Origin of the sequence: Allobosea sp. 117, from assembly GCF_000702305.1 — a bacterium.
Classification (GTDB): domain Bacteria; phylum Pseudomonadota; class Alphaproteobacteria; order Rhizobiales; family Xanthobacteraceae; genus Ancylobacter.
The window spans coordinates 37,200-61,991 of record NZ_JNLC01000018.1 but is presented as its reverse complement, the minus strand read 5'-3'; the positions used below and the strand labels follow the sequence as shown (position 1 = coordinate 61,991).

At 69.0% G+C, this 24,792-nt stretch carries 25 protein-coding genes; 12 read left to right on the top strand and 13 right to left on the bottom strand.

Going from position 1 to position 24,792, the window contains the following annotated elements; translation table 11 throughout:
* Nucleotides 1-2 precede the first annotated feature (2 nt).
* A complete protein-coding gene (gene putA / locus U742_RS0120290) occupies nt 3-3,830 on the bottom strand; it encodes a trifunctional transcriptional regulator/proline dehydrogenase/L-glutamate gamma-semialdehyde dehydrogenase (protein WP_029356398.1) in 3,828 nt (1,275 codons plus the stop codon).
* 157 nt (nt 3,831-3,987) lie between these two features.
* On the opposite strand from putA, the gene U742_RS0120285 reads away from it, so the two are divergent.
* Nucleotides 3,988-5,073: an LLM class flavin-dependent oxidoreductase gene (locus tag U742_RS0120285; RefSeq protein WP_051661375.1), complete on the top strand. Its 1,086-nt coding sequence runs from the start codon at nt 3,988-3,990 to the stop codon at nt 5,071-5,073.
* Here the strand turns inward: U742_RS0120285 and U742_RS0120280 are convergent.
* From U742_RS0120280 to U742_RS0120265, 4 genes are all read right to left on the bottom strand, one after another.
* The gene (locus tag U742_RS0120280; protein ID WP_248310443.1) at nt 5,013-5,999 is read right to left on the bottom strand and encodes a DMT family transporter; all 987 of its coding nucleotides are present in this window, start codon (nt 5,997-5,999) and stop codon (nt 5,013-5,015) included. The genes U742_RS0120285 and U742_RS0120280 overlap by 61 nt on opposite strands.
* A gap of 147 nt (nt 6,000-6,146) precedes the next feature.
* On the bottom strand, nt 6,147-7,448 hold the full coding sequence (locus U742_RS0120275) for an alpha/beta hydrolase (protein WP_051661374.1): 1,302 nt from the start codon (nt 7,446-7,448) through the stop codon (nt 6,147-6,149).
* A gap of 35 nt (nt 7,449-7,483) precedes the next feature.
* On the bottom strand, nt 7,484-9,094 hold the full coding sequence (locus U742_RS22295; RefSeq protein WP_156034296.1) for a hypothetical protein: 1,611 nt from the start codon (nt 9,092-9,094) through the stop codon (nt 7,484-7,486).
* Between the two features lie 100 nt (nt 9,095-9,194).
* Nucleotides 9,195-9,938 carry an alpha/beta fold hydrolase gene (locus tag U742_RS0120265; RefSeq protein WP_029356391.1) on the bottom strand — a complete coding sequence of 248 codons (744 nt, stop codon included), beginning with the start codon at nt 9,936-9,938 and terminating at the stop codon, nt 9,195-9,197.
* A 194-nt stretch (nt 9,939-10,132) separates the two neighbouring features.
* Between U742_RS0120265 and U742_RS0120260 the strand changes: the two genes are divergently transcribed.
* Nucleotides 10,133-11,533, top strand: coding sequence for an ethanolamine ammonia-lyase subunit EutB (locus tag U742_RS0120260; protein WP_029356389.1), 1,401 nt, complete (start codon nt 10,133-10,135; stop codon nt 11,531-11,533).
* Nucleotides 11,530-12,393: an ethanolamine ammonia-lyase subunit EutC gene (gene eutC, locus U742_RS0120255; protein ID WP_051661373.1), complete on the top strand. Its 864-nt coding sequence runs from the start codon at nt 11,530-11,532 to the stop codon at nt 12,391-12,393. The genes U742_RS0120260 and eutC overlap by 4 nt, the downstream gene beginning before the upstream one ends.
* Here eutC and U742_RS0120250 read toward each other — a convergent pair whose 3' ends face one another.
* The 3 genes from U742_RS0120250 to U742_RS0120240 are packed head-to-tail and all read right to left on the bottom strand — an operon-like array spanning nt 12,394 to nt 14,506.
* Nucleotides 12,394-13,077: a YoaK family protein gene (locus U742_RS0120250; protein ID WP_081853119.1), complete on the bottom strand. Its 684-nt coding sequence runs from the start codon at nt 13,075-13,077 to the stop codon at nt 12,394-12,396.
* Nucleotides 13,065-14,246 carry an FAD-dependent monooxygenase gene (locus tag U742_RS0120245; RefSeq protein WP_029356385.1) on the bottom strand — a complete coding sequence of 394 codons (1,182 nt, stop codon included), beginning with the start codon at nt 14,244-14,246 and terminating at the stop codon, nt 13,065-13,067. The genes U742_RS0120250 and U742_RS0120245 overlap by 13 nt, the downstream gene beginning before the upstream one ends.
* An 11-nt stretch (nt 14,247-14,257) precedes the next feature.
* The gene (locus tag U742_RS0120240; RefSeq protein WP_029356383.1) at nt 14,258-14,506 is read right to left on the bottom strand and encodes a zinc-finger domain-containing protein; all 249 of its coding nucleotides are present in this window, start codon (nt 14,504-14,506) and stop codon (nt 14,258-14,260) included.
* Nucleotides 14,507-14,638: 132 nt separating this feature from the next.
* Between U742_RS0120240 and U742_RS0120235 the strand changes: the two genes are divergently transcribed.
* The 5 genes from U742_RS0120235 (at nt 14,639) to U742_RS0120215 (ending at nt 18,486) form a co-directional block, all read left to right on the top strand.
* Nucleotides 14,639-15,655 carry a hypothetical protein gene (locus U742_RS0120235; protein WP_248310442.1) on the top strand — a complete coding sequence of 339 codons (1,017 nt, stop codon included), beginning with the start codon at nt 14,639-14,641 and terminating at the stop codon, nt 15,653-15,655.
* Between the two features lie 65 nt (nt 15,656-15,720).
* The gene (locus tag U742_RS0120230; RefSeq protein WP_029356380.1) at nt 15,721-16,473 is read left to right on the top strand and encodes an alpha/beta fold hydrolase; all 753 of its coding nucleotides are present in this window, start codon (nt 15,721-15,723) and stop codon (nt 16,471-16,473) included.
* Between the two features lie 298 nt (nt 16,474-16,771).
* Nucleotides 16,772-17,623: a serine O-acetyltransferase gene (gene cysE, locus U742_RS0120225; RefSeq protein ID WP_029356378.1), complete on the top strand. Its 852-nt coding sequence runs from the start codon at nt 16,772-16,774 to the stop codon at nt 17,621-17,623.
* Between the two features lie 84 nt (nt 17,624-17,707).
* Nucleotides 17,708-17,920 (top strand): DUF3126 family protein, encoded by a 213-nt coding sequence (locus U742_RS0120220; protein ID WP_029356376.1) that lies wholly within the window; start codon nt 17,708-17,710, stop codon nt 17,918-17,920.
* Nucleotides 17,921-17,955: 35 nt separating this feature from the next.
* On the top strand, nt 17,956-18,486 hold the full coding sequence (locus U742_RS0120215; protein ID WP_029356373.1) for a gamma carbonic anhydrase family protein: 531 nt from the start codon (nt 17,956-17,958) through the stop codon (nt 18,484-18,486).
* Between the two features lie 126 nt (nt 18,487-18,612).
* Here the strand turns inward: U742_RS0120215 and U742_RS0120210 are convergent, their stop codons facing one another.
* Nucleotides 18,613-19,248: a transglutaminase-like cysteine peptidase gene (locus tag U742_RS0120210; RefSeq protein WP_029356371.1), complete on the bottom strand. Its 636-nt coding sequence runs from the start codon at nt 19,246-19,248 to the stop codon at nt 18,613-18,615.
* A 307-nt stretch (nt 19,249-19,555) separates the two neighbouring features.
* Entirely contained in the window at nt 19,556-20,164 is a 609-nt protein-coding gene (locus tag U742_RS0120205) for a PilZ domain-containing protein (protein WP_038362257.1), read from the bottom strand.
* Between the two features lie 467 nt (nt 20,165-20,631).
* Between U742_RS0120205 and U742_RS0120200 the strand changes: the two genes are divergently transcribed.
* On the top strand, nt 20,632-21,402 hold the full coding sequence (locus U742_RS0120200) for a rhomboid family intramembrane serine protease (RefSeq protein WP_029356366.1): 771 nt from the start codon (nt 20,632-20,634) through the stop codon (nt 21,400-21,402).
* Nucleotides 21,403-21,540: 138 nt separating this feature from the next.
* Nucleotides 21,541-21,972 (top strand): CBS domain-containing protein, encoded by a 432-nt coding sequence (locus U742_RS0120195; RefSeq protein WP_029356364.1) that lies wholly within the window; start codon nt 21,541-21,543, stop codon nt 21,970-21,972.
* Nucleotides 21,973-22,000: 28 nt separating this feature from the next.
* Here the strand turns inward: U742_RS0120195 and hisI are convergent, their stop codons facing one another.
* On the bottom strand, nt 22,001-22,507 hold the full coding sequence (hisI, locus tag U742_RS0120190; protein ID WP_029356363.1) for a phosphoribosyl-AMP cyclohydrolase: 507 nt from the start codon (nt 22,505-22,507) through the stop codon (nt 22,001-22,003).
* Nucleotides 22,508-22,538: 31 nt separating this feature from the next.
* The gene (gene folE, locus U742_RS0120185; RefSeq protein WP_029356361.1) at nt 22,539-23,198 is read right to left on the bottom strand and encodes a GTP cyclohydrolase I FolE; all 660 of its coding nucleotides are present in this window, start codon (nt 23,196-23,198) and stop codon (nt 22,539-22,541) included.
* A gap of 230 nt (nt 23,199-23,428) precedes the next feature.
* Between folE and U742_RS0120180 the strand changes: the two genes are divergently transcribed.
* Entirely contained in the window at nt 23,429-23,875 is a 447-nt protein-coding gene (locus tag U742_RS0120180) for an iron-sulfur cluster assembly scaffold protein (RefSeq protein ID WP_029356359.1), read from the top strand.
* A 9-nt stretch (nt 23,876-23,884) separates the two neighbouring features.
* Here U742_RS0120180 and U742_RS0120175 read toward each other — a convergent pair whose 3' ends face one another.
* Nucleotides 23,885-24,361: a hypothetical protein gene (locus tag U742_RS0120175; RefSeq protein WP_051661372.1), complete on the bottom strand. Its 477-nt coding sequence runs from the start codon at nt 24,359-24,361 to the stop codon at nt 23,885-23,887.
* A gap of 83 nt (nt 24,362-24,444) precedes the next feature.
* Between U742_RS0120175 and yidD the strand changes: the two genes are divergently transcribed.
* Nucleotides 24,445-24,762: a membrane protein insertion efficiency factor YidD gene (gene yidD / locus U742_RS0120170; RefSeq protein WP_081853117.1), complete on the top strand. Its 318-nt coding sequence runs from the start codon at nt 24,445-24,447 to the stop codon at nt 24,760-24,762.
* The last annotated feature ends 30 nt before the right edge of the window (nt 24,763-24,792 follow it).

Genomic DNA, 24,792 nt, shown 5'->3' with positions numbered 1-24,792 from the left:
GCTCAGCCGATCGTCATCAGGCTGGCATTGCCGCCGGCTGCCGCTGTGTTGGTGCTGGTGGAGCGCTCCAGCACCAGCATGTCCAGCGGATAGGTCTCGCCGCCGCGTGCGAGGCCCTCGGAACTCGCGCCATGCACCATGACGAGCGGACCCGGCCGCGCCGCCATCTGTTGGGCGAGTTGGCGCAGCGTGTCGCTGTCGCCTTCGAACAGCACCGCATCGAACCTCGCTTCGGCGAGGTCGGTCGTCGTGTCGACGAGCCCGCGGAGCGCCTTGGGCAGCTTGGGAGCGTCGGTAGTCTCCAGCAGCACGCGGTTTCCGGTCGCCAACGCCGCTGCGACCTGCACGGCGAGACCGAGCTCGGTCGAGGGCAGGCACAGCACGGTGCCGCGCGGCTCCAGCGCATAGATGTTGCGCTCGCCGACCGGGCCCGGAAGCTCGATCGCGGTGCCGGGGAGCGCGGCGTCGAGGACGGCGGCGACGCGTTCGCGCGCCAGCGGATCGGTGAGGAAGTCGAGCCAGAGACGCGCCGGCTCCGGCGCCTGCGCCGTGCCGGCGAGCGGCGAAGCCTCCGGGCGGAGGGAGAGCAGGCGGCGCAGATAGAGCGGGCCGCCGGCCTTCGGGCCGGTGCCGGAGAGGCCGTGGCCGCCGAAGGACTGCACGCCGACCACGGCGCCGATGATGTTGCGGTTCACATAGACATTGCCGACCGAGATGCGCTCGGTGACATGCGCGATGGTCTCGTCGATGCGGGTATGCAGGCCGAAGGTGAGACCGTAGCCGGTGGCGTTGATCGCGGCGATCAGCTCGTCCAGCGCCTCGCGCTTGAAGCGCACCACATGCAGCACCGGGCCGAACACCTCGCGCTTCAACTCGGCGATGTCATCGATCTCGATCAGCGTCGGCGGCACGAAGGTGCCGTGCGCGCATTCGGGCCGCAGCTCGAGCTGCTCGACAGCGCGGCCCGCCTCGCGCAGCCGCTCGATATGCGCCTCGATGGTCGCGCGTGCCTCGTCGGTGATGACCGGGCCGACATCGGTCGACAGCCGCACCGGATTGCCGACCGCGATCTCCTTCAGCGCCCCCTTCAGCATGGCGAGGATGCGGTCCGCCACGTCGTCCTGAACGCAGAGGATGCGCAGGGCGGAGCAGCGCTGGCCGGCGGAATCGAAGGCGGAGGCGATGACGTCGCCGACCACCTGCTCGGCGAGCGCCGAGGAATCGACGATCATCGCGTTCTGGCCGCCGGTCTCGGCGATCAGCGGGATCGCGCGGCCCTCGGGGCTGAGGCGCTTGGCGAGCTCCGCTTGGATCAGCCGGGCGACCTCGGTCGAGCCGGTGAACATCACGCCGCGCGTCGCCGGATCGGCGACCAGCGCCGCGCCGACATTTCCGGCGCCGGGCAGATATTGTACCGCGCCGGCCGGCACGCCGGCCTCGCGCAGGATGCCGACGGCAAGGCCGGCGATCAGCGGGGTCTCCTCCGCCGGCTTGGCGAGCACCGGATTGCCGGCGGCGAGCGCGGCGGCGACCTGCCCGGTGAAGATGGCGAGCGGGAAGTTCCACGGGCTGATGCACACCACCGGCCCAAGCGGACGGTGGGTGTCGTTGGAGAACTGGTCGCGCACCTGCACGCCGTAGTAGCGCAGGAAATCGACCGCCTCGCGCACCTCGCCGATGGCATTGGCGAGCGACTTGCCGGCCTCGCGGACGATGACGCCGATCAGCATCGGCATGCGCGATTCCATGAGGTCGGCGGCGCGGATCAGGCACTGGGCACGCTCGGCCGGGGGGGTGGACTGCCAGATCGGCGCGGCGGCCGCCGCCTGCTCCATGGCGCGCGCGACGATCTCGGGCGTCGCGTCCTCCACCGTGCCGACGACGTCGCGCCGGTCGGCGGGGTTGAGCAGGGTGCGCGGAATGCCGGCCGCCGGGCCGTCGCCGAGTAGCGGCGTCGCATGGAGAGGCGCGGCCGAGGAGGCCAGCAGCGCGGCGGCGAGTGAGGCGAGGCGCTGTTCGTTGGAAAGGTCGAGCCCCTCCGAGTTGCGGCGCTCGGCCCCGAACAGGGCCGCCGGCAGCGCGATCTTCGGGTGCGGGCTGCCGAGCGGCTCGACGGCCCGGGCCACGTCGACCGGATTGGCGACGAGCTCGTCGATGCTGACTGTCTCGTCCGCGATGCGGTTCACGAAGGAGGAATTGGCGCCGTTCTCCAGCAGGCGGCGGACGAGATAGGCGAGCAGCGTCTCATGCGTGCCGACCGGCGCATAGACGCGGCAGGGGCGGTTCAGCTTGTCGCGGCCGACCACCTCCTCATAGAGCGGCTCGCCCATGCCGTGCAGGCACTGGAACTCGTACTGGCCGCCATAATAATTGCCGCCCGCCATCTCCATGACGGTCGCGAGGGTCTGCGCGTTGTGGGTGGCAAATTGCGGGAAGATCGCGTCCGGCGCCGCGAGCATCTTGCGGGCGCAGGCGAGGTAGGAGACGTCGGTGTGCACCTTGCGGGTGTAGACCGGGAAACCCTCCAGCCCGTCGAGCTGGGCGCGCTTGATCTCGCTGTCCCAATAGGCGCCCTTGACCAGCCGGATCATCAGCCGGTGGCCGCTGCGGCGGGCGAGGTCGATCAGATAGTCGATCACATAGGGGCAGCGCTTCTGGTACGCCTGGACGACGAAACCGATGCCGTTCCAGCCACTTAGCGTCTCTTCGAAACAAAGCGATTCAAGCAGGTCGAGCGACAGTTCGAGCCGGTCGGCCTCCTCGGCATCGATGTTGAGGCCGATGTCGTAGTGCCGCGCGAGGCGGGCGAGATGCACGAGGCGCGGCAGCAACTCGCCGATGACGCGGTCATACTGGGCGCGGGAATAGCGCGGGTGCAGGGCCGAGAGCTTGATCGAGATGCCCGGCCCTTCATAGATGCCGCGCCGGTCCGACGCTTTGCCGATGGCATGGATGGCCTGTTCGTAATCCGCCAGATAGCGCGCGGCATCCGCCTCCGTGGTGGCGGCCTCGCCGAGCATGTCGAAGGAATAGCGGAAGCCCTTGGCCTCCATCTTCCGCGAATTGGCCAGCGCCTCGGAGATGGTCTGGCCGGTGACGAACTGCTCGCCCATCATCCGCATGGCGAGGTCGACGCCCTTGCGGATCAGCGGCTCGCCGCCGCGACCGATCAGCCGGGTGAGGGCGCCGGTCAGGCCGGTCTCGCTGGTTGTGCTGGTCAGCTTGCCGGTGACGACGAGGCCCCATGTGGCGGCGTTCACGAACAGCGAGGGCGAGTGGCCGACATGCGACTGCCAGTCGCCGACGCCGATCTTGTCGCGGATCAGCGCGTCGCGAGTGGCGCGGTCGGGAATGCGCAGCAGCGCCTCGGCGAGGCACATCAGCGCGACGCCTTCCTGGGACGAGAGCGAATATTCGTGGATCAGGCCTTCCACCGCGCCCTTCTGGCCCTTTTCGCGCAGCGCGGCGACGAGGGAGGCCGCGCGTTCCTTCGCGGCCTGCGCCCTGTGGTCCGGCAGCGTCGCCTCGGCGATGAGCAGCGGCACGCATTCCGGCTCCGGCACGCGATAGGCGCCGGTGATGCGGGCACGCAGCACCGATTGGGGGCGTACGCCGCGGGCGAAATCGAGGAAGGGGCTCTCGACGTCGGAGGGCGTGAAGGGAAGCGGTGGTTGCTCCTCAGGGTGCAACCCGAGCTCGGCGCGCTCGACGGCGTTCACCAGCGCCTGCTTCACCAGCGCATGCGGCGTGCGCCCCTGACCTTCGGCGGCGGCCTTGAGCCGGGACCGCAGCTCGTCGTCGATCTTCACGCCGATGGTCGTCGTCGCCATGCCCGCCCCCGAAGGTTATACCCGATCAAGATCGCCCACCACATACAGGTGCAACCGGTTTCTGGCAATGGGTGCAACCTGGAAGCCATGAGAGATTCTCAATTCGATCGTTATCGAACCATCTTGCGCTCCCCCATGTCGCGCCTATCTGCCGAACATGGACGCCACCACACCTGTCTCGCCCGCGGCCTCGAACGAGGCCTCCGATCCGTCGCGCACGTCGCTCTCGGTGCTCGATCTGTCCTTCGTCGTCTCCGGCGGGACCGGACCCGAGGCGCTGCGCGGTACCATCGAGCTCGCGCGGCATGTCGATGAGCTAGGCTACACCCGCTTCTGGGTCGCCGAGCACCACAATCTGCCCTCCATCGCCTCGGGGTCGCCGGATGTGATGAGCGGGCAGATCCTGGCGGCGACGCAGCGCATCCGGGTCGGCTCGGGCGGCGTCATGCTGCCGAACCACGCGCCGCTGATGGTCGCCGAGCGCTTCAAGGTGCTGGAGGGTCTCTATCCGGGCCGCGTCGATCTCGGGCTCGGCCGGGCGCCGGGCACCGACCAGCTCACCGCCCATGCGCTGCGCCGCCGGCAGGGCGTCGAGCCGGAGGACGATTTCCTCGACCGGCTGCAGGAGCTGATGCTGTGGGACAGCGGCGCCTGGCCGGCCGACCATCCCTACCGCAAGATCCAGGTGATGCCGGTCGACGTGCGGCTGCCGCCGATCTTCCTGCTCGGTTCGAGCGGCTACAGCGCGCGGCTCTCGGCGCAGCTCGGGCTTCCCTTCGCCTTCGCGCATCATTTCGCCACCCATGACGTGCTCGACGCCATGCTGAGCTATCGCGCCAATTTCCGCCCCTCGGACCGGTTGGCGAAGCCGCATGCGATCCTCGCCCTTTCGGTGATCTGCGCCGAGACGGACGAGGAGGCCGAACGTCTCGCCTCCAGCGCCGACCTGATGCATCTGCGGCGCATGCGCGGCGAGTTCGCGCCGATCCCCTCGCCGGAGGAGGCGGGCGCCTATGACTACAAGGACAGCGACCGGGGCATGATCCGGCGCAACCGCGAGCGGCTGCTGGTCGGCGGGCCGGAGAAGGTGAGGGAAGGGCTCGCCCGCTTCGTCGAGACGACGTTGGCGGACGAGCTGATGATCACCTCGCCGATCCATTTGCTGGAGGCGAAGAAGCGCTCCTACGAATTGCTGGCCGACATGCAGGTGCCCTCGGCCGCGGCGCTGTCTTCCCGCCGCTGAAGCTCGGCCGGTTTTCTGCCCGGCCGCGTCACCAGCCAGATGCCGAGCGCGATCGGTGCGATGCCGACGAAGTCGAGCGGCGGCACCGTCTCGCCGAGCAGCAGCCAGCCGAAGGCGAGGCCGAGCGGCGGCATCAGGAAGTGCAGGCTGGAGGCCGCCGTCGCGCTGGAGCGGGTCAGCAGGTAGAACCAGAGCCCGTAGCCGCCGATCGACACGCCGACCACGAGGAAGGCGAGGCCGCCGAACAGGTTCGCGGTCAGCCGCACGTCCGAGACGCTTTCGGTGGCGAGGGCAAGGGGCACCAGCACAAGCCCGCCGGCGAGGCACTGGATGGCATTGCCGGTCCACACGCCGCCACGCGGGCGGAAATATTTGAAGGCGAGCGTGCCGGCCGCCAGCGCCGTGACGCCGCCGCCGATGAGCAGCGTGCCGGCGAGGCTCTCATGAGCGCCTTCGAGCCGTGAGCGCAGCACGATGACGACGCCGGCAAGGCCGAGGCCGATGCCGATCCATTTGCTCAGATTCAGCTTCTCGCCCAGCAGCGGCCCGGCGAACAGGGCGACGAGCAGCGGCAGGCAGCTCGTCAGCACCGCCGTATAGGCGGATGAGGTGAAGGTCAGCGCTGTCCAGTTGAGGCCGAGATAGACGGCGTTGTTCAGCACGCCGATGAAGACGAGCGCGCCGATATCCCGCCGGCCGAGGCGCGGGCGCCCGTCCACTGCCCAGGCGAGCGCCAGCATGATAGCACCGGCCAGCAGCAGCCGGATCGCCAGCAGTGTCAGCGGCGGGGCGTCGGCGAGCGCCATCTTCGCGCCGGCGAAGGCCGACGACCACAGCACGCAGAACAGTCCCACCAGCATCGGCAAGGGCAGGAAGGTATGGGACTGCGAAGGCATGGCGGTCGAGGCGGATGTCGGGGCGGACATGGGGCGCGCTCCAGCTTCAGTGGGGCGCGACCATAATTCAGGCGCCATCCATCGGAAAACGAGATGTTTTCATGGGGCCTATGAAAGGACGCGATCGATGGCGACTCGCTTTCGCCGACGGAACGGTTCGGCCGCCTGCGGCACGCGCTATTGCGGCTGCGCTGCCTGTGCCGCCTCGGCGACCTCCGTCGTCGTCGCCGCCGGTGCCGGCTCGGCAGCGGTGGCGGCCGGGGTCGTCGCGGCGACGTCGTTGCCGGTCGACGCGTCCCGCCCTCTCTGCCGCGTCGTGCCACGGCTGGGCTGCTGCAAGGCGAACTGCTCCAGGCCGAACAGCTTCACGCCGGCGACGGTGATCTGGCCGCCTTCCTTGTTCTTCTTGGCGGAGGCGACGACGGATTGCAGCTCCGGCGCCATGGCGACGAGCTGGGCAAACTTGCCGTGGTTATACTCGTCGAGCGATTTCACGTCGGTCATGTCGGCGACCACCGCGCCGAGCGCGACCAGCTCGTCGTCCTTGGTGTAGGAGCCGAGGCGGCTCTTGCCACCGGCGATGAACTGCGAAAAGCCGAGCGCCTTGTCGTCCGCCGACACCACCACGATGAAGGGCTTCGGCGGCTTGCCGAAGCGCTTGAGCTGGGTCTTGAAGACGTCGACGTCGATGTCCGGCGCGGCGAGGATGATGTTGCCGAGCTTATCGACCGGCAGACCCTTGCCGGAGATCTTGATCTGCCGCAGCGCCTCGACCGTCACCCAGTTGCCCATCGAGTGGGCGAAGATGCTCACCTGGTCCGCGCCGCTGGCGAAGACCATGCGGATGGTGTCTTCCAGCCGGTCGCGCGCGGCGGTGGCGCTGTTGGTGTCGTAGACATAGTCGGCGGTGTCGCCGCGCGAGGCCCAGGTGAACAGCACCGGAACGGCGGTCGACTTGGAATCCTCGGCCATCTGCGCGAGGCGGTAGAGCGCCTCCGAGAACTGCGTGTTGTAGCCGTGGATGAAGATGACGGCGTTGCGCTGGCCGGCCGGGCGGCGCGCCAGCTCGGCCTTGAGATCGGCGTTGAACTCCTGCGGCGTCTCGCGATAGGCGGCGCTCTGCACCACCATCTCGGTGGCCGGGTTGCCGGGCGGCTGCTTCGGCCATTCCACCTCGCCGACCTGATGGCTCGGCGGCACGGTGAGGTCGACCTTGGCGAAGCTCAGCGCCGGGGTGCGTTCGCCGCTGTAGAAGGTGCCGGGGTGGGGATCGCGCGCCCGCGTCGAGGCGACGAGGATGGTATGCCTGGTGGCGCCTGGCGCGGTGGCGTCGCTGGTGGCGAGCGAGTCCGGTCCGGGCCGTGAGCCGCAGCCGGCGACGACGAGCAATGTGGCGGCAACTGCGGCGATGCGGATGCGCCCGATGGTCCGTGCGCCGCCCTTCCGTCCTGAAACGCCTGCCGGATTGATCCCGCTCACCGCTTACGCCCCCACAACCTCACCGCGCAGCTTTATCACTTCGGGCGTCCGGCAGGTAGCCATGTGCTTACGCGAGCGGAAAGCTGCGACAAAGGTGCCACAGCGCCGGCCGGCAGGCGGGGCATGGCTGGGACGCGGTCGAGCCGTTGCGAAGCTTCGGGCTGCAGCCGCAGGGTGACGAGCGTGGCGGCGGCGATGGCGACGAGCGCTCCCACGAGGATGAGGAACGCGACGCCCCAGGAGCGTAGCGTCACGCGTGGCCGGATCGCCGCGGGTGGTGCATGAGGTCGGGCGGCCGCGGCGCGGGCCTCGCGCGCGAGCATCGTCGGCAGATCCGCGACGGCGCCAGAGGCTTCGCGTCCCTCGATCGCGTAGCGGCCGGCGTCAAGATCGATCGTGACCGCCAGCGAGGCGCCAGTGCGATAGGACCTCAGTGCCAGCCGCACCGCCCGCTCGCGCGGGAAGCTGGCGAAGGCGTCCCAGTCGCTTCCCGCGAGGTCAAGCACGATCCTGCCGGTGGCGACCTCGGTCACGCGCGGCGAGTGCACCCAATGGGTGTTGAACCATTCGACGGCCGCCAGCTCGACGATCATCGACCCGTCGGGCGCGACGCGCCGGCCCATATAGGCGTTGGCTTTATCAAGGCTCTCGCGATGCGCCGCGGCCGCCGCCCCGGCGAGTTCGCCGAGCGGCCGCTCGGGATCGCTGCGCGCCAGATCGAGGAAGACGGCGCGTGGCGGATCGATGTGGAACAGTGTCTGCCGCTGGTTCTGCTCCAGATCGAGGATGAGTCCGCCATCTGCCTGCGGCACGACACGGCTGGAGAACCAGTCCTTCCCGTCGAAGACCAGAGCGCCGGTGCGCGCGTCGCTCAGCGTGGCGGTGGGCGCGACGGCGTCGTAGCTCCCACCGATCAGCTCGCCATGGCCATGGGTGTAGCGCAGCGTGCCGTCCGCTGAGCAGCCCTCGGAGGCGTCGGCCGGCACGATCCAGCGGTAGAAACCCCATACGCCATTGGAGAGCTCCGCCGCTGCGAAGCGGGTCGCGCTGCGACCGTCATCGACCGAATGAACGGTGAAGTCGTGTAGCTGCCCCGGATGGGCAGGGTGCTCCAGCCTGACGGGCGGGCCCGCTTCGGTGCGCCAGGGCAGGGACCAGACGGCCAGACCGTCGATGACGAGATCATCATGGTCGAAGCCGACATGCACCGCCCGCCAGCCGGACGGCGGCTGAAGGGCGGGGGTGATGGGCGGAGCCGCTGGTGTGCGTGGCGCTGCTCCGGCCGAAGCCTTGGGTGCTGGCTGGGCGGATGTGATTTGCGAGGGTGCCGCCGTGGTGCTTGCTTGCCGCGTGCCTAACATGCGCCGCAGCGCGAGGCCGATGCCGAAGCCGAGCAGGCAGGCGAGCAGCCAGGGCAGGGCGGCGATCGAGCCGATCAGCGCCAGCCCGTACAGCAGGTTGCCGAGGTCGGCGCCCGTCGGATTGCGCGCCGCCTCGACACCCGCGAGTGCCAGCAGCAGGACCAGCGGGGCGAGAATCCACAGCACCAGCGTGCCGACGCGCCAGCGTTTCGGCATGGCGAGGCCGATCAGCGCCGGCACGCCGAACGCCGCCAGCATCGATAACATGTTCAATGCGGCGTTCATCGCCCTGCGCGCCCTCCATCCGCTGCCGCCGATGAATAGGGCCTCCGGGCGAGTGCGCAAAGCGGGATCGGCAGGTGCCGGCGGTACCGGCATGCGGGCGCTAGGCGATCCCCAGCAGGACCTCCGCGACGTCCTCCGGTGCGCTGAGGAAGGGCGAGTGGCCGGTGGCGAGCTGGTGGACCTTGGCGCCCGGCACGGCGGCCTGCATGTCGCGCTGCACGGCGAGCGGCAGGCCGCGATCCTGAAGGCATTCGATGTAGTGGCGCGGCAGCCTGCCGAAGCGGTGGGGCGTGATCGCCGAGACCGCGGTGAAGGGGGCGTGCGGGGTGGTGCGCACGAGGCTCTTCAGAGCGACGTCGATGTCGTGCTCGGTGCAGTCGGAATAGAGCGAGCGGGCGATGAGGTCGCGCTTCGACAGGTCGAGGCCCAGGCCCTCCTTGCCGAGGCGCAGCATGCCCTGGCTCTCGACGATGGCCGGGTCCTTGAGATAGGCGGGAGTCATCACGAAGTCGCGGGCGCATTTGCCGGCCGGCGCCATGAAGCCGGTGAGGTAGACGAGGGCGTGTATGCGCTCGGGCATCTCCTCGCCGAGCCAGGTGCAGGTTGCCCCGCCGACGCTGTGGCCGACGAGGATGGCCTTGCCCTCGATCTCCTCCAGCGCCGTGCGCACCGGCGCGGCATAGATCGATATGTCGGTGACGGCGGCGGTCGGGGTCGGGTCGAAGCCGTGGCTCGCCAGATCGGGCGTGATCACCGCATGGCCGGCGGCGCCGAGGATATTGGCGACCTTCACGAAGCAGCCGCCCCAGTGCCAGGAGCCGTGGATCAGGATGAAGGTGGCCATGGGGTTCCTCGTGGTTCCTCGCCGTCGCCGTTCGGTCTGGCATTTTGTGTGCCTCGTCCTAGTGCGGCCGCCGGCGGTCGTCCAGAGATAGGTCGTCTTCGTCCTCCTTCCGGCTTTCCCCTCAGGCCGGGCCCGAATATATTTCGCAGGCATGGCGCCGAAATGGGCAGTGGCGCGCCGGATGAGGAGAGGACATGGCCTATCGTCACATCATCGGCGCCCGTACATGGGCGTTCGCGGACCTCAGGGACCTGATGGCGAAGGCGACGCCGATCCGTTCCGGCGACATGCTGGCCGGCATCGCCGCCGGCTCGGCGGAGGAGAACGTCGCGGCGCGCATGTGCCTCGCCGAGGTGCCGCTGAGGGCCTTCCTGACCGAGGCGCTGATCCCCTATGAGCGGGACGAGGTCACGCGCCTCATCATCGACACCCATGACGAGGCTGTGTTCCGCCCCGTCGCGCATATGACGGTGGGCGATTTCCGCGACTTCCTGCTCTCCGAGGCGGCGACTTCCGAGGCGCTCGCCGCGCTGGCGCCAGGCATCACGCCGGAGATGGCGGCGGCGGTCTCGAAGATCATGCGCAACCAGGACCTCATCGCGGTGGCGAAGAAGTGCCGGGTTGTGACGCGCTTTCGCGACACCATCGGCTTGGCCGGGACCATGGCGGTGCGCTTGCAGCCGAACCACCCGACCGACGACGCGGCCGGCATCACCGCCTCCATCCTCGACGGCCTTCTCTATGGCTGCGGCGATGCGGTGATCGGCATCAACCCCGCTTCCGACAGCATCCCGGTGCTGGCCGACCTCCTGAAGCTCATCGACGACGTCATCCAGCGCTTCGCGATTCCCACGCAGGGCTGCGTGCTGACCCATGTCACCACCTCGGTGGAGGTGATCAATCGCGGCGTGCCGGTCGACCTCGTCTTCCAGTCGGTGGCGGGCTCGGAGGGCGCCAACGCCTCCTTCGGCATCAGCCTCGCAACGCTGAAAGAGGGGCACGAGGCGGCGCTGTCGCTGGGGCGCGGCACGCTCGGCGACAACGTCATGTATTTCGAGACCGGCCAGGGCTCCGCGCTCTCGGCGAACGCGCATCACGGGGTCGACCAGCAGACGCTGGAGGCGCGCGCCTATGCGGTGTGCCGGCCGTTCCGGCCGCTACTCGTCAACACCGTCGTCGGCTTCATCGGGCCGGAATATCTCTATGACGGCAAGCAGATCATCCGCGCCGGTCTGGAAGACCATTTCTGCGGCAAGCTGATGGGCGTGCCTCTCGGCTGCGACGTCTGCTACACCAACCACGCCGAAGCCGACCAGGATGACATGGACACGCTGATGACGCTGCTCGGGGCGGCGGGCGTCACCTACATCATGGGCATTCCGGGCTCGGACGACGTGATGCTCAACTACCAGTCCACCTCGTTCCACGACCAGCTCTATCTGCGCGAGGTGCTGGGCCTGAAGCGCGCGCCGGAATTCGCCGCCTGGCTCATGGAGATGGGCATCACCGGGCCGGACGGGCGGCTGAAGCCGCAGGGCGCGAGCCATCCGCTGCTGGCGGCGGCCAGAGGGCTCGGCGCGGGGCTCGCGGCATGAGCGCCGCCGGGGTGGGGGACGAGCGTCCGATCAACGAGCCGCAAGCGGCGCCTTCGGAAGGTCAGTCGGAGGGCCGAGCGGAAGGTTACGTGCATCTCGACTCATGGCGGCGCCTCGCCGCGATGACGCCGGCGCGCATCGCGCTTGGCCGGGCCGGTGCCGGGCTGCCGACCCGCGAGGTGCTGCGCTTCTCCCTCGCCCATGCGCAGGCGCGCGACGCGGTCCACACGCCCTTCGATGCCGAGGCGGTGGCGGAAGGCATCGCCGGGCTCGGCTTGGCGACGCTGCAGGTGTCCTCCGCCGCGCCGGCGCGCGACGCGTATCTGCGCCGTCCGGACCTCGGGCGGCGGCTTGCCGACGAGAGCCGCGCGCTGCTCCGCGAGACGGGCAGAGGCCCGGTCGATCTCGCTATCGTGGTGGCGGACGGTCTTTCCTCCACCGCGGTGCATGTGCAGGCGGTGCCGTTCCTCGCCGCGTTGAAGCCACGCATCGCTCAGGCGGGCTGGAGCGTCGCGCCGGTCGTCATCGCGCGCGAGGCGCGGGTGGCGCTCGGCGACGAGGTGGGCGAGGTGCTCAAGGCGAAGGCGGTGGCGCTGCTGGTCGGCGAGCGGCCGGGGCTCTCCTCGCCGGACAGCCTCGGACTGTACCTCACCTTCGACCCGAAGGTCGGGCGCACCGACGCCGAGCGCAACTGCATCTCCAACGTGCGCGGCGAGGGCCTGTCCCACGACCTCGCCGCCTTCAAGCTCGCCTGGCTGATCGGCGAGGCGTTCAGGCGCCAGCTCACCGGTGTGAACCTCAAGGACGAGAGCGACCTGTTGCTGGAAGCCGGCAGGCCGCCGGCGATCGGGTCGGCCTGATCAGCGCGTCCGCCGCCACGCGGCAAGCGCGAGGGCGGCGAGTGCAGCGAAGACGATCGCGAGGGCCGTTAGAAGGTTGGTGTTGAGCAGCACGGTCGCGCCCGTCGTCACGCCGGCGATGAAGCTCAGCCAGGAGGCCGCATAGACGAGCCATTCCCTCGGCGAGGCGCGGTCGCGCAGCGCGCGGGCGAAGGACTGGCCGAGGCTGAACAGCGCGCCGGTGACGAAGCTCTTGCCGATATCGGCGTGCAGCACGACCTGATGGGCGTTGTTCTGCATGCCCATCGCAGCCGCCACCGGCACCAGCGCGGACGCGCTTCCGAAAGCCGCGAAGAGCGCCATGGCGACGGCGACCAGCACCGCTTCCGCACCCAGCAGGCAGGAGAGGCTGCGATGCGCAGCGCCCTCGACGATCAGCGTGCCGAGGCCCGAGCCGACGACGAAGCTCGCGATGACGGCGCCGGCGAGCACCACGAGGGCATAGTCATGTCCGGCCAGTGCCATGCCGAGCCGGGTGGTGTTGCCGCTCATGAAGGAGAGATAGAGGTTGCCGACATGGGCATAGCCGACGGCGTCGATGAAGCCGGCGACGAAGGTGATCGCGCTGGCGAGGCCGAAGGCGCGGAACGGGTCCTTCGTCCCGGCGCGGCTTTCGCCGGTGGCGGCTTCGTCTACGGCCCCCATTCATAGATCCAGGCATAGCGCTCAAGCAGCGCGGCGCCGGAGCGGGCGCGGATGGCGAAATCGCGCGCGACGCGTGCCGGTCCCTTCAGGTGATAGACCCGGCCATTGGCGCGGGCGGCCTTCTGCACGCGGGCGGTGCGGGCGACGCGGAGCTGCTCGTAGACGCGCAGGGCCGCGGGCATGTCGTCGCCTGCCTCCTGGAGCGCGAGGCCGAGCACGCAGGCATCCTCCAGCGCCTGCGCGGCGCCCTGCGCGAGGAAGGGGAACATCGCATGGGCGGCGTCGCCGAGCAGGGTGACCGGACCTTTGCCCCAGCTCTTCATCGGATCGATGTCGAAGAGCGCCCAGCGCAGCCAGCGCTCCGGCCGGCCGACGAGGGCGCGCGCGTCGCGGCTCCATCCGGCGAAGCGCTTGGTCAGCTCGTCGCGGTCGGCGCCGACACCCCAGCCCTGCGCGGGCCGATCGTCCGGCGTCACCGCCACGAGGTTGACCGCCGCGCCGGCGCTGATCGGATAGCTGACGAGATGCGCGCCGGGGCCCAGCCAGAGCCGCACGATCGGCTCGGCGAGGTGCGCGGGCAGGCTGTCGGCCGGCACGGTGGCGCGCCAGGCGGCGCGGCCGCTGAAGATCGGCACGGCCGAGGGATGGAGCCGGTTGCGCACGGTGGAGCGGATGCCGTCGGCGCCGATCAGAGCGCGACCGACATAGTCCTCCGTCGTGCCGGCATTGTTGGCGAGCACCGTTACCGCGCCGTCATGCGCGGCGAATTCCTCCACCGTGCGGCCGAGCCGGATGGCGATCATCGGCTCGGCCTCGGCGGCGGCGAGCAGCGCCGCCTGCAGGTCGGCGCGATGGATGACGAGGAAGGGGCTGCCGAAGCGCGTCTCCGCCTCGCGGTCCATGCGGGCCTCGGCGAGGCGTCCGCCACCCTTGCCGTCGGTGACGCGGAACAGGCGAGGGCGCACCGCCGTCTCGCGCACACGGTCGAGCACGCCGAGAAAGGCGAGGCACCGCGTGGCGTTGGGCGCGAGCTGCACGCCGGCGCCGGCCTCCTCGATCTTCAGCGCGCGTTCGAGCACCGTCACCCGATAGCCGACGCGCGCCAGCGCGAGAGCGGCCGCGAGGCCGCCTATGCCGGCGCCGGAGACGATGATGTCGTCGCGGGACACCGCATCACCGCTCAGGCGGCAGCGGGCACGTCGTAGAGGCAGCCCGGCGGGTTGGTCTCGTCGCCGTGCAGCGACACGTCGAAGCGGTAGAGGGTCGAGCAATAGGGGCAGACGATCTCGTCGTCCGATCCCATGTCGAGGAAGACGTGGGGATGGTCGTAGGGCGGCTTGGCGCCGACGCACATGAATTCCTTGGCGCCGATGCGGATCGTCTCGACGCCCGCCGAATTGTGGAAGTGAGGAACGACGTGTCCCGCCATGATGTGTCCGCCTGCGCCTGCCGTGATGTGCGGCGAACATAGCCGCTCGCGGCGCTGCGGCAAAGCGCGGCGGATCGGCGCTGGCGCCCTTCTCCCCGCCACAATGCCGCAGCATATGGAAAGGCGTTTCCGTTGGGTCGCCTCATTGCGATGACTCGCTTCCTCGCCGCTTTGTCCTTTCTCCTCGCCTTCGCGGGCGCGGCCCACTGGGTCGTGCCGCCGGGGCGGGAGGCACTCGCCTATGTCGTTGCGGGCGACGACGCGGCGCGCATCGCCGACCTTCAGCTCGATCGCGTGCTGGACGGCCCGCGCGTGGCGGCAGAGATCGAATCGGCGCTGGCAGCGGATGACGGCGAGCTTGCCGCGAGCTTCGTCGCGCTCGCCGATGCGCGCGGCATTCCGGTCGACGCCGGCCTGCGGGCGCGAGTCACGGTGGAGACCAGCGGCGCGACACAGGCGGCGCGCGGCGCCGGGCGCTTCGGCTGGGGCTTCGTCACCGGCCGCGCGGACGACCTCGCGGGCCTCGCCGGCGCCACGGCGGGCGATCTCACCGTATGGGGCGACGTGCGCGACCTCGGCCGCGAGGGCTGGCACTGGGCGCGCGGCGAGGACGTGGACGAGCTGATCGTCGGGCTGTCGGCGGCCGGCATCGCGGCGACCGGCGTGACCTATGCGACGCTCGGCGCCTCCGTGCCGGTGCGCACCGGCCTCTCGGTGCTCAAGGGCGCGCGCCGCACCGGCGCCATCGGCATCCGCCTCGCCGAGGACATGACCCGCCTGCTGCGGCGCGGCGCAAAGGGTTCAGCGGTGCGTGTGGTCGGCGATCTCGGCGCGGTGCAGGGCAAGGCCGGCACGCGGGCCGCGCTCCTCGGGCTGCGCCATGTCGACGAGGCGGCCGACGCCGCGCGGCTCCGGCGGCTCGCCGAGGTGAAGGGCGGGCAGACGCTGGCGGTCCTGAAGACGCTCGGGCGTGGCGCGCTGTTCATCACCGAGGCGATGGCGAAGCTCGCCTGGTGGCTGATCGCCGCCGCCGCCAACCTCGTCGGGCTGATCGCCTCCTTCAACGCGATGGTGGTGTCGATGCTGCGCCCGCTGTGGCGCAAGCGGCGGCCCTCGCTCGCTGGGCGATGGATGCCGGTGCTCGCGTAGAGTCCACCTTTGGCGGAACATGCCTTAGCGTGCGCGCTCCCTGAACGTCGGAGTCGCGCCTGCCCATGCCCAGCTTCACCCATGACGGCATCGAGTTCGCCTATCTCGACGAGGGGAAGGGCGATCCGGTCATCCTCATCCACGGCTTCGGCTCGACCAAGGAAGTGAACTGGGTGGCGCCGGGCTGGGTGTCGACGCTGACGCGCGCCGGGCGGCGGGCGATCGCCTTCGACAATCGCGGCCACGGCGCCTCGGGCAAGCTCTACGAGGCCGAGCTCTACGATCCGGCGCTGATGGCGACCGACGCGCTGGCGCTGATGGACCATCTCGATATCCCGCGCGCCGACATCATGGGCTACTCGATGGGCGGACGGATCGGCGCCTGCGTCGCGCTGGCGGCGCCGGCGCGGACGCGCTCGCTGATCATCGGCGGCATCGGCATCCATCTCGTCGAGGGGGCGGGGCTGCCGGCGACGGTCGCCGAGGCGCTGCTGGCGCCGAGCCTCGAGGACGTCACCGACCCGACGGGCCGTACCTTCCGGGCCTTCGCGGAGCAGACCAAGAGCGACCGGCGGGCGCTCGCCGCCTGTATCTTCGGCTCGCGACGCACGCTTACCCGCGCGGAGGTGGCGAGCATCGAGACGCCGACCCTGATCGGCGTCGGCACCAAGGACCCGATCGCCGGCTCGGCCCATGAGCTCGCCGCGCTGATGCCGGATGCCGAGGTGGTCGACATTCCCGATCGCGACCACATGCTGGCGGTCGGGGATCGCGTCTGGAAGCACGCCGTGCTGGCCTTCCTCGACGCGCGGCCGTGAGAGATCCGTCCCTCACGATCCGATTCAGGTGCGGCGCAAATCGCGAGTCATCGGAATCGCTTGGAGGCTCCTGCTGAGATGTCGATTCCGCGTGAAGGCGTTCATGTGTCGATTCCGACGTGTCGGTTCACCGGCGCGCGAACAGCGAGTCTTCCGTACGGCTTGTCGGAAAGTCTTCACGATGCGCGGCGTGCACGGGTCTGCCGCCTCTGGACGGCATAGGCCCGAGTTCCCACCTGTGCTAAAAAGCCGGTCCGAACAAAAAAGCAGGCTGCCAAGCGGCCCTCGGGAGCGATCCATGGCGCAGAATAATTTGCAGGTGGTGGATGCCGCCAAGCGGACGATCGAGAAGATCGATCCCATCTGGTCGCGCATCCGGGCCGAGGCGGAGGAGATCGCCGAGCGCGAGCCGGCGATGGCGAGCTTCGTCTTCGCCACCGTGCTCTACCACTCCTCGCTGGAGAAGGCGGTAGCGCACCGCATCGCGCAGCGGCTCGATCATGTCGACATGCCGGGCGAGCTGATCCGCCACGCCTTCGACGAGGCCTTCGCGGCCGACCCGTCTATCGGCCTCGCCATCCGCGCCGACATCACGGCGGTGTGCGACCGCGACCCGGCGACGACGCGGGCGATCGAGCCGGTGCTCTATTACAAGGGCTTCCACGCGATCCAGACCCACCGTCTGGCGCACTGGCTGCACAATAGCGGCCGGAACGATTTCGCGCTCTACCTGCAGAGCCGCTCGTCGAGCGTGAACCAGGTCGACATCAATCCGGCGGCGCCGTTCGGGCGCGGCATCTTCTTCGACCACGCCACCGGCATCGTGGTCGGCGAGACCGCGGTGATCGAGGACGACGTGTCGATCCTGCAGGGCGTGACGCTCGGCGGCACCGGCAAGGAGCACGGCGACCGTCACCCGAAGATCCGCCGCGGCGTGCTGATCGGCGCCGGCGCCAAGGTGCTCGGCAATATCGAGGTCGGCCATTGCGCGCGCGTCGCTGCCGGCTCGGTGGTGCTGAAGCCCGTCCCGCCCAAGAGCACGGTGGCCGGCGTGCCGGCCAAGGTGATCGGCGAGGCCGGCTGCGCACAGCCCTCGCGCAGCATGGACCAGATGTTCGACATCCCGCTGTTCGCGGGCGAGGCGATCTGAGCCCCGCCTGACCTTCGCGGTTGCGCGGGCGCGTCGGGCGTGGCAAGGCTGCGCCCGAACTTTCGCTTCGCAGGAGTGTCGGCGTTGGAAAAGAAGGACCTCGAACGGGTGCAGACTTATATGCGCCGCCTGTTCGGAAACGCGCAGATCAGGGTCGTGGCCCGGCCCAAGAAGAAGGACTCCGCCGAGGTCTATATCGGCGACGAGTTCATCGGCGTCATCTTCGAGGACAAGGAAGACGGCGACCTTTCCTACAACTTCCAGATGGCCATTCTCGACACCGATCTCGACGACTGACGGCGGGACCCGAAGGTCGGCGAGGCGAGGGCGCGATGGCGATCTATATGCTGGACGGCATCGAGCCCGATCTGCCGGCGCTCGGCCGCTACTGGGTCGCGCCGGATGCCAGCGTGATCGGCAAGGTGACGCTCGGCGACGAGGCCAGCGTCTGGTTCGGCTCGGTGCTGCGCGGCGACAATGAGCGCATCACGCTCGGCGCCCGGGTCAATATCCAGGAGCTGTGCATGCTGCACACCGATCCCGGATATCCGATGACCATCGGCGAGGACTGCACGGTCGGCCACAAGGCGATCCTGCACGGCTGCATCATCGGCCCGAACAGCCTGATCGGCATGGGCGCCACGGTGCTGAACGGCGCCCGCATCGGCCGGAACTGCCTCGTCGGCGCCGGTGCTCTCGTCACCGAGGGCAAGGAATTCCCCGACAATTCGCTCATCGTCGGCGCGCCCGCGCGGGTGGTGCGCGAGCTCGATGCCGAGGCGGTCGCCCGCATCGCCGCCACCGCTGGGCGCTATGTGCGCAACTGGCGGCGCTTCGCCGACGGGCTGAAGAAGATCGGCTAGATTTCGCTGTCTTCCATCGCACGCTGAAACAAAAAAAGCGCCGGCTCCCAGGGGCAGGGAGCCGGCGGCAATGCGCCGGTCTTCGGGGGAAGTCAGGGGCGACCGGCGAATCTGGCTTGGAGTTCCTCAGTTGCGGCCGACGGTGACCGGGGCGCGCACGTCGCCGAGCGAGACCCACTCGTCCGGATTACCCTGGGCCTGGCGCTTCACGAAGCGGTAGCCGGTCTCGTACCAGGGCATGACGCCGGGCTGCTGGTTGTCGAGCACGAGATCGCCGTGGTCGGTGGCGACGGTGAGTACCGAATGGCCGTCGCCGTTCTTGTCGCGCACCACGGTGATGAGCAGCGTCTCGGCCGGCCAGCCGAGCGCGATCAGGGCGCGGCGCTTGGCCAGCACATAGTCCTCGCAGTCGCCGAAGCCGTCATCCGGATAGGCCCAGCGTTCCACCACGCCGTAATGGTCCATGTCGGTCATCGGCTGGACGCGCTCGTTGACGGTGTCGTTGACCGACTTGAGCTGCGCGAGGTCGGGCTCGCCGAGGGCGATCTTGCCGCCGCGCTGGTTCCCCCGGCCACATTCGTGCGGATTGGCCTCGCAGAATTCCACATAGCCGACCGGCGGCGTCGTCACCCGGCCGACATTCATGTTGGTCACGTCGGCCAGCATCGCCAATTCGCTGCTTGCCGCCTTTGCCGACGCCGCGCCAACCATGGTCCCCACCACGATCGCCGCGATCAGGGCCCATTCGAGCCTCTTGTTCATCGCGTACCTCATCCCCTGTCGATGAGGCCATATTGGCAGACGCGCTTTTATCCCGATCTAAGCTTGAGATGTAATTCCGATATACCTGAAACAGGAATTGTTAACGCCTGTTTTGCTTGGCATTAACCAAGAATATCCCGTTAAGGATGCGGGGACAGGTCGCGTTGACCGAGCGGCGGACGATGCGCGAGGCGATGCGAGGAGGGAATCTACATCGGCTCGCACGCCATGCGCGGCGTCGCACCGGACCTGCGCGCGGCGGGCTGCCAACGCGTCGGGTTATCTCAGAGGGCTGCGGAGCAGGCTTCTAGAGCTGCGGCTTGCCGTCGGGCTGCTCGTCGACGAGCCGGATGAACTCGATGCCGAAGCCGTTGTCGAGGTGGCGCACCACCTTGCCGGGCGTCTTGCCCAGCATCACCACCGTGCCGATCGGCGGACGCAGGTCGCTGGCGATGCCGGCGCCGGAGAGCGAGACGTCGATGACGCGGCAGCTCACCTCGACGCCGTCCGGCAGCACCAGGGTGGAGACCGGCTCCTGCGGGGCGCTGCGCTCGTGCCGGCGGCCTTCCGGCAGGCCGAGCATTTCGCGGTTGGCGAGCCAGGTCAGTTGCTCGGCGAGCTTGTCGCGCCGGCGCAGCGTCGCCCAGACGGACATGGCGAAGCCGCGCTCGAACTGGCGGACCACGACGCCCTCGATGCGGCCGACATGATCGAGATAGGCGACCACCCGCTCGCCGACGCGGCCGAGCACCGGCGTCGCCATGGCCACGCCGCCCGGCGACATGTTGATGGTCTGGCAGGGAAACTCCCGACGGTCCTCAAGCATGAAGCGCCCAAGAATAGCGACGCGAACCCGCTGGTGCCGCCGACGTTCGTCCGAGATCGGCAGGATGAGCGCTCGCTGAGCTTCGTTCATGACGGCCGAAGAATCCTGTGACCATGAGCAATGGGAAAACTATGCAGGGCGTTAGTTTAACGGTGCGTTAGGATAACAGTTAATCATGCCACAATTTCGCATCATTGCCTTTGCAGCCGGTCCAGCCGCCACAAAGACGGGAATGCCAGGGCAGGGGACCGTTAACTTTAATGGAAGGTTGACGAGCCGTCCGGGTTGGCGCGGTCGGCGGGCATGCTATCTCTTGGCTCATCCACTGACTGCAATTCGGGATGCCGCCATACGCGAGCGGCGGCATCCTCCGAAACATGGGAGGCGGGAAGCGACAGGAGCCGGCATGACCGGACGCATTCCGCATCGACCAGGGGAGAGCTAAGCTCTCCCCTTCTTTTTTGCCCTTCGTTCCGCTCGTCCGCCCGTCGGATTGCCGCGCACGGCTGCGTGAGTTGCCGCTTGCCGGGCGTGACGCGCCGGCCTATGTGATCGGCGTGCTCGACCGAACCAACGCCGCAGTCCCGGGGCGTCAGCCCATCTTCAACGTGCCTGCGGTGATCACCGTCCTGGCCGCGCTGATGCTTGCCGTGCATGGCCTGCGCGCGCTGGTGAGCGCGGATACCGACATCGACATCCTCGCGCTGTTCGCCTTCATCCCGGCCCGCTATGACCCGTCGATCCTTTCGGACGGCGTGCTGCCAGGCGGCGTCGGGGCGGATGTGTGGACCTTCGTCTCCTATGCCTTCCTGCATGGTGACGTCACCCATATCGGGGTGAACCTGCTCTGGCTCGTGGCGTTCGGCAGCCCGGTGGCGCGCCGCTTCGGCGCCGTGCGCTTCCTCGCCTTCTTCGCGGTCACGGCGGCGGCGGGCGCGGGGCTGCATCTGCTGACCCATACCGGCGAGCTGGTGCCGATGATCGGCGCCTCCGCGGCGATCTCCGGCTGCATGGCCGCGGCGATCCGCTTCGTCTTCGCCGCGCACGGCTTTTCCGGTCTCGGCCCGGCCGGATTCGAATACACGGTGCGGGCGCCGGCCGCCCCGCTCTCGACGGTGATGCGGGACCGGCGCGTGATCGGATTCGTCGCCGTGTGGTTCGTGATCAACCTCGCCTTCGGGCTCGGCGCCCCGACTGGCAGCGCCGATGCGACGGTGGCCTGGCAGGCGCATATCGGCGGCTTCATTGCCGGGCTGCTGCTCTTTCCGCTGTTCGATCCCGTGCAGCGTTCGCGGCGAGAGCCGGTCTCGCCGGGCGAGCCTTATTGACGGCTGCAATCGCGCCGCCGCTATTGCCCTACGCAGCGTAACGATCAATCATTCTCACAAGGGAACGCCGCGAGGCGGCACCCAACAACAAGGCGCGACGGGTTTCCGATCGCGGTCCGGCTGGTGAGGAGAAACGATATGACAGTGCGAGCGATTCTCGACGGGAAGGGTCACGACGTCCTGACGGTGACACCCGACCTGTTGCTGCGCGATGCCGCCCGCCTGCTTGCGGAACACCGTATCGGTGCCGTGGTGGTGACCGATGCGGATCGCCGCGTGGTCGGCATCCTGTCCGAACGCGACGTCGTGCGGGTGGTCGGCACGGACGGGCCGGGGCGGCTCGACGAGCCGGTGTCCGCGATCATGACGCGCAAGGTGGTGACCTGCGACGAGGCCCAGACGGTGCCGCAGCTCATGGAAAACATGACGTCCGGGCGGTTCCGGCATGTGCCGGTGGTGCGCGACGGGCGGCTGATCGGCATCATCTCGATCGGCGACGTGGTGAAGGAGCGTCTCGCGGAAATGGAGCGCGAGAGCCACGCCATGCGCGAATACATCATGTCGACCTGACGGATCATCAGGCCGATTGGATGAATGGTCAGAAGCGCGGTTCGTCGGTCTTCTTCGGCGTGCCGTAGACGGTGGCGGGATCGAACAGCCTGCCGCCGTCATTGACGGTGAGCTTCAGCTCCGGCGAGGGACGCGCGCCGAGCGGCACCGAGCGGAAGAAGCAGGAGCGGTGCCCGGTGTGGCAGGCGGCGCCGGGAGTGCCCGTGCCGAGTTCCGCCATTTCGACCCGCAGCACGACCGCGTCCTGGTCGCAGTCGACCCTGAGCTCGACGACGCTCTGGACCTGCCCGCTCTCCTCGCCCTTCTTCCAGAGTCGGCCGCGCGAGCGGCTGAAATAATGCGCCACGCCGGTCTCGATGGTGAGCGCCAGCGCCTGCGCGTTCATGTGCGCGACCATCAGCACGTCGCCGGTCCCGGCATCGACCGTGACCGCGGTGATCAGGCCGCTGGCATCGAATTTCGGCGTGAGGCGATCGCCCTCCTCAGTCTCGCGCTTGCCGGCGGGCGGCGCGAAGAGGGCAGGGACGTCGGTCACGGCAAATATTCCTGAGAGCCGCGTCCCGCCGTCACGGGCGCACGCCGCGCACGAGGCTGAGGAAGCGGATCTGCTCCTGCGGATCGTCGCGGAACACACCGGTGAATTGGGTGGTGACGGTCGACACACCCGGCTTCTGCACGCCGCGCATGGCCATGCAGAGGTGCTCGGCCTCGACCATCACGGCAATGCCGCGCGGCTTCAGCGCCTCGTCGATGGCGCCGACGATCTGTGCGGTGAGGCGCTCCTGCGTCTGCAGGCGGCGTCCGTAGAGTTCGACCACACGGGCGAGCTTGGACAGGCCGACCACCCGCTCGACCGGGAAATAGGCGATGTGCGCCTTGCCCGAGAACGGCACCATGTGGTGCTCGCAATGCGAATAGAACGGGATGTCGCGCACGACGACGATGTCGTCGAAATTGGCGATCTCGCCGAAGGTACGGTCGAGCACGCTCTCCGGCGGCACGCGATAGCCGGCATAGAGCTCCTCATAGGCGCGCACCACCCGCTGGGGCGTGTCGAGCAAGCCCTCGCGGTCCGGATCGTCGCCTGCCCAGGCGATCAACGTGCGCACCGCTGCTTCGGCTTCCTCCTGGGAGGGACGCTTTACGGCGCCATCGGCCTTCGGGGTACCAGCTCTGGCCGCCTCGGCCTGGGCACTCTGCATCAACGACTTCAGCACGGCATCCATGACGAACTCCGTTCGACGGCGCCTATTGACCGGGGCGCCGGGGTGTCACCGGTTTTTCTCGTCATGTACGCGACCTGAAGCCGTCCGGCTCAGCCCGTACTCTGACAAATTGACCACCAAACCGAAACGGCTCGCGCCGTCCGCTTTCGTGCACCAACTCGGCAACCTATATAAGGCTCCGGCCAGAGGCTGCAATATTGCCGCAAGGCTCCGGGACGGATGGGCAGGGCATGCTGAACGAAGTCTATAATCGCCGCATACTCGAGCTTGCGGCCGACATACCACGATTGGGGCGTCTTGCCTCCCCCGATGCGACTGCAACCGCGCATTCCAAGCTTTGCGGCTCCACCGTAACCATCGATCTTTCCATGCGCGACGGGAAGGTGAGCGATTTCGCCCATGAAGTGCGCGCCTGCGCGCTCGGGCAGGCCTCCTCCTCCATCATGGCCGGGCTCGTCGTCGGCTCAACCGCCGACGAGCTGCGCGCGGTACGCGAGACGATGCGCCGCATGTTGAAGGAGGGCGGCGAGCCGCCTTCCGGCCGCTGGGCGGAGCTCGCCGTGCTGGAGCCGGTGCGCGACTACAAGGCGCGCCATGCCTCCACCATGCTGACTTTCGACGCGGTGGTCGACGCGGTCGACCAGATCGAGGCGCGCGAGCGCGCTGCGGCCGAGTAAGGCCACGCTTCAGCGCTCGGTGAAGAAGGTGAACAGCACCTGGCCCTTGTCTCCGGTGAGGCAGAGGAAGCGGTGCACCCGGTCGGAGCGGTCGCGTTGGATATAGGCCTCGCCCATCAGCACGCCCTTCACCGCGGTGTCGCCGAGCCTGCCATCGGCCTCCGCGACGGTGAGCCCGTCGACATCAATGAAGATGTCGTCGATCTCGGGGCTCTTCTGTTTCAGCTTGCCGAGGGCCTCCGCCTTGCACGCGGCGACGAGGTCCATCTCGGCGTCCGGCGTCGCGGCTTCGCCGGGTGGCGACGGCGCGGCCGGAGCCGGGGTGTTCGCCGGAGCGGTGCCTTTGGCGGGTGGCTGGGGCGGTGTGGGCGTCTGCGCCTCGGCGGGCTTTCCCGGCGGCACGGGCGGCGCATTCTGCGCGAGAGCGGGAGCCGCGAGCATCAAGGCGGCGAAAAGCGCCGGAGCTGTCCTTTGCATGCGGATCATGGCGGGCGCCTCCTGACGACCTTTGAGCGGGCTTCGGTAAATGCGCGCGAGGCGCGTGCGTTCCCCTCGGCGAGGGCGACGCCATGAACGGCGCGACGCTTTCCCGCCTGCCGCGCCTGCTGCTGAAGGTGCCGATCCGGCTCTATCGCTACTCCTTCTCGATGTTCATGGGCCGGCAGTGCCGCTATCTGCCGACCTGCTCGGAATTCGCCGAGGAGGCGATCGAGCGTCACGGCGTCTGGGCCGGGAGCTGGATGGCCGGCGGGCGGGTCTGCCGGTGCCATCCCTGGGGCGGCTCGGGCTATGAGGCGGTTCCGGTCGAATTGCCGCGCGACGGGGCGTGGTATATGCCGTGGCGCTACGCCCGCACCCCGAAACGCGCGGGAGCCGGCGACAATTGACCAACAAGCCTACCTGCGTGGTTCGCAGGA

Excerpts from the sequence above, each read along its gene's own strand:
- putA (WP_029356398.1), bottom strand. The coding sequence starts at position 3,830 with ATGGCGACGACGACCATCGGCGTGAAGATCGACGACGAGCTGCGGTCC.
- U742_RS0120285 (WP_051661375.1), top strand. The coding sequence starts at position 3,988 with ATGGACGCCACCACACCTGTCTCGCCCGCGGCCTCGAACGAGGCCTCC.
- U742_RS0120280 (WP_248310443.1), bottom strand. The coding sequence starts at position 5,999 with ATGTCCGCCCCGACATCCGCCTCGACCGCCATGCCTTCGCAGTCCCAT.
- U742_RS22295 (WP_156034296.1), bottom strand. The coding sequence starts at position 9,094 with ATGAACGCCGCATTGAACATGTTATCGATGCTGGCGGCGTTCGGCGTG.
- U742_RS0120265 (WP_029356391.1), bottom strand. The coding sequence starts at position 9,938 with ATGGCCACCTTCATCCTGATCCACGGCTCCTGGCACTGGGGCGGCTGC.
- U742_RS0120260 (WP_029356389.1), top strand. The coding sequence starts at position 10,133 with ATGGCCTATCGTCACATCATCGGCGCCCGTACATGGGCGTTCGCGGAC.
- eutC (WP_051661373.1), top strand. The coding sequence starts at position 11,530 with ATGAGCGCCGCCGGGGTGGGGGACGAGCGTCCGATCAACGAGCCGCAA.
- U742_RS0120250 (WP_081853119.1), bottom strand. The coding sequence starts at position 13,077 with ATGGGGGCCGTAGACGAAGCCGCCACCGGCGAAAGCCGCGCCGGGACG.
- U742_RS0120240 (WP_029356383.1), bottom strand. The coding sequence starts at position 14,506 with ATGGCGGGACACGTCGTTCCTCACTTCCACAATTCGGCGGGCGTCGAG.
- U742_RS0120230 (WP_029356380.1), top strand. The coding sequence starts at position 15,721 with ATGCCCAGCTTCACCCATGACGGCATCGAGTTCGCCTATCTCGACGAG.
- cysE (WP_029356378.1), top strand. The coding sequence starts at position 16,772 with ATGGCGCAGAATAATTTGCAGGTGGTGGATGCCGCCAAGCGGACGATC.
- U742_RS0120215 (WP_029356373.1), top strand. The coding sequence starts at position 17,956 with ATGGCGATCTATATGCTGGACGGCATCGAGCCCGATCTGCCGGCGCTC.
- U742_RS0120210 (WP_029356371.1), bottom strand. The coding sequence starts at position 19,248 with ATGAACAAGAGGCTCGAATGGGCCCTGATCGCGGCGATCGTGGTGGGG.
- U742_RS0120205 (WP_038362257.1), bottom strand. The coding sequence starts at position 20,164 with ATGAACGAAGCTCAGCGAGCGCTCATCCTGCCGATCTCGGACGAACGT.
- U742_RS0120195 (WP_029356364.1), top strand. The coding sequence starts at position 21,541 with ATGACAGTGCGAGCGATTCTCGACGGGAAGGGTCACGACGTCCTGACG.
- folE (WP_029356361.1), bottom strand. The coding sequence starts at position 23,198 with ATGGATGCCGTGCTGAAGTCGTTGATGCAGAGTGCCCAGGCCGAGGCG.
- U742_RS0120180 (WP_029356359.1), top strand. The coding sequence starts at position 23,429 with ATGCTGAACGAAGTCTATAATCGCCGCATACTCGAGCTTGCGGCCGAC.
- U742_RS0120175 (WP_051661372.1), bottom strand. The coding sequence starts at position 24,361 with ATGATCCGCATGCAAAGGACAGCTCCGGCGCTTTTCGCCGCCTTGATG.
- yidD (WP_081853117.1), top strand. The coding sequence starts at position 24,445 with ATGAACGGCGCGACGCTTTCCCGCCTGCCGCGCCTGCTGCTGAAGGTG.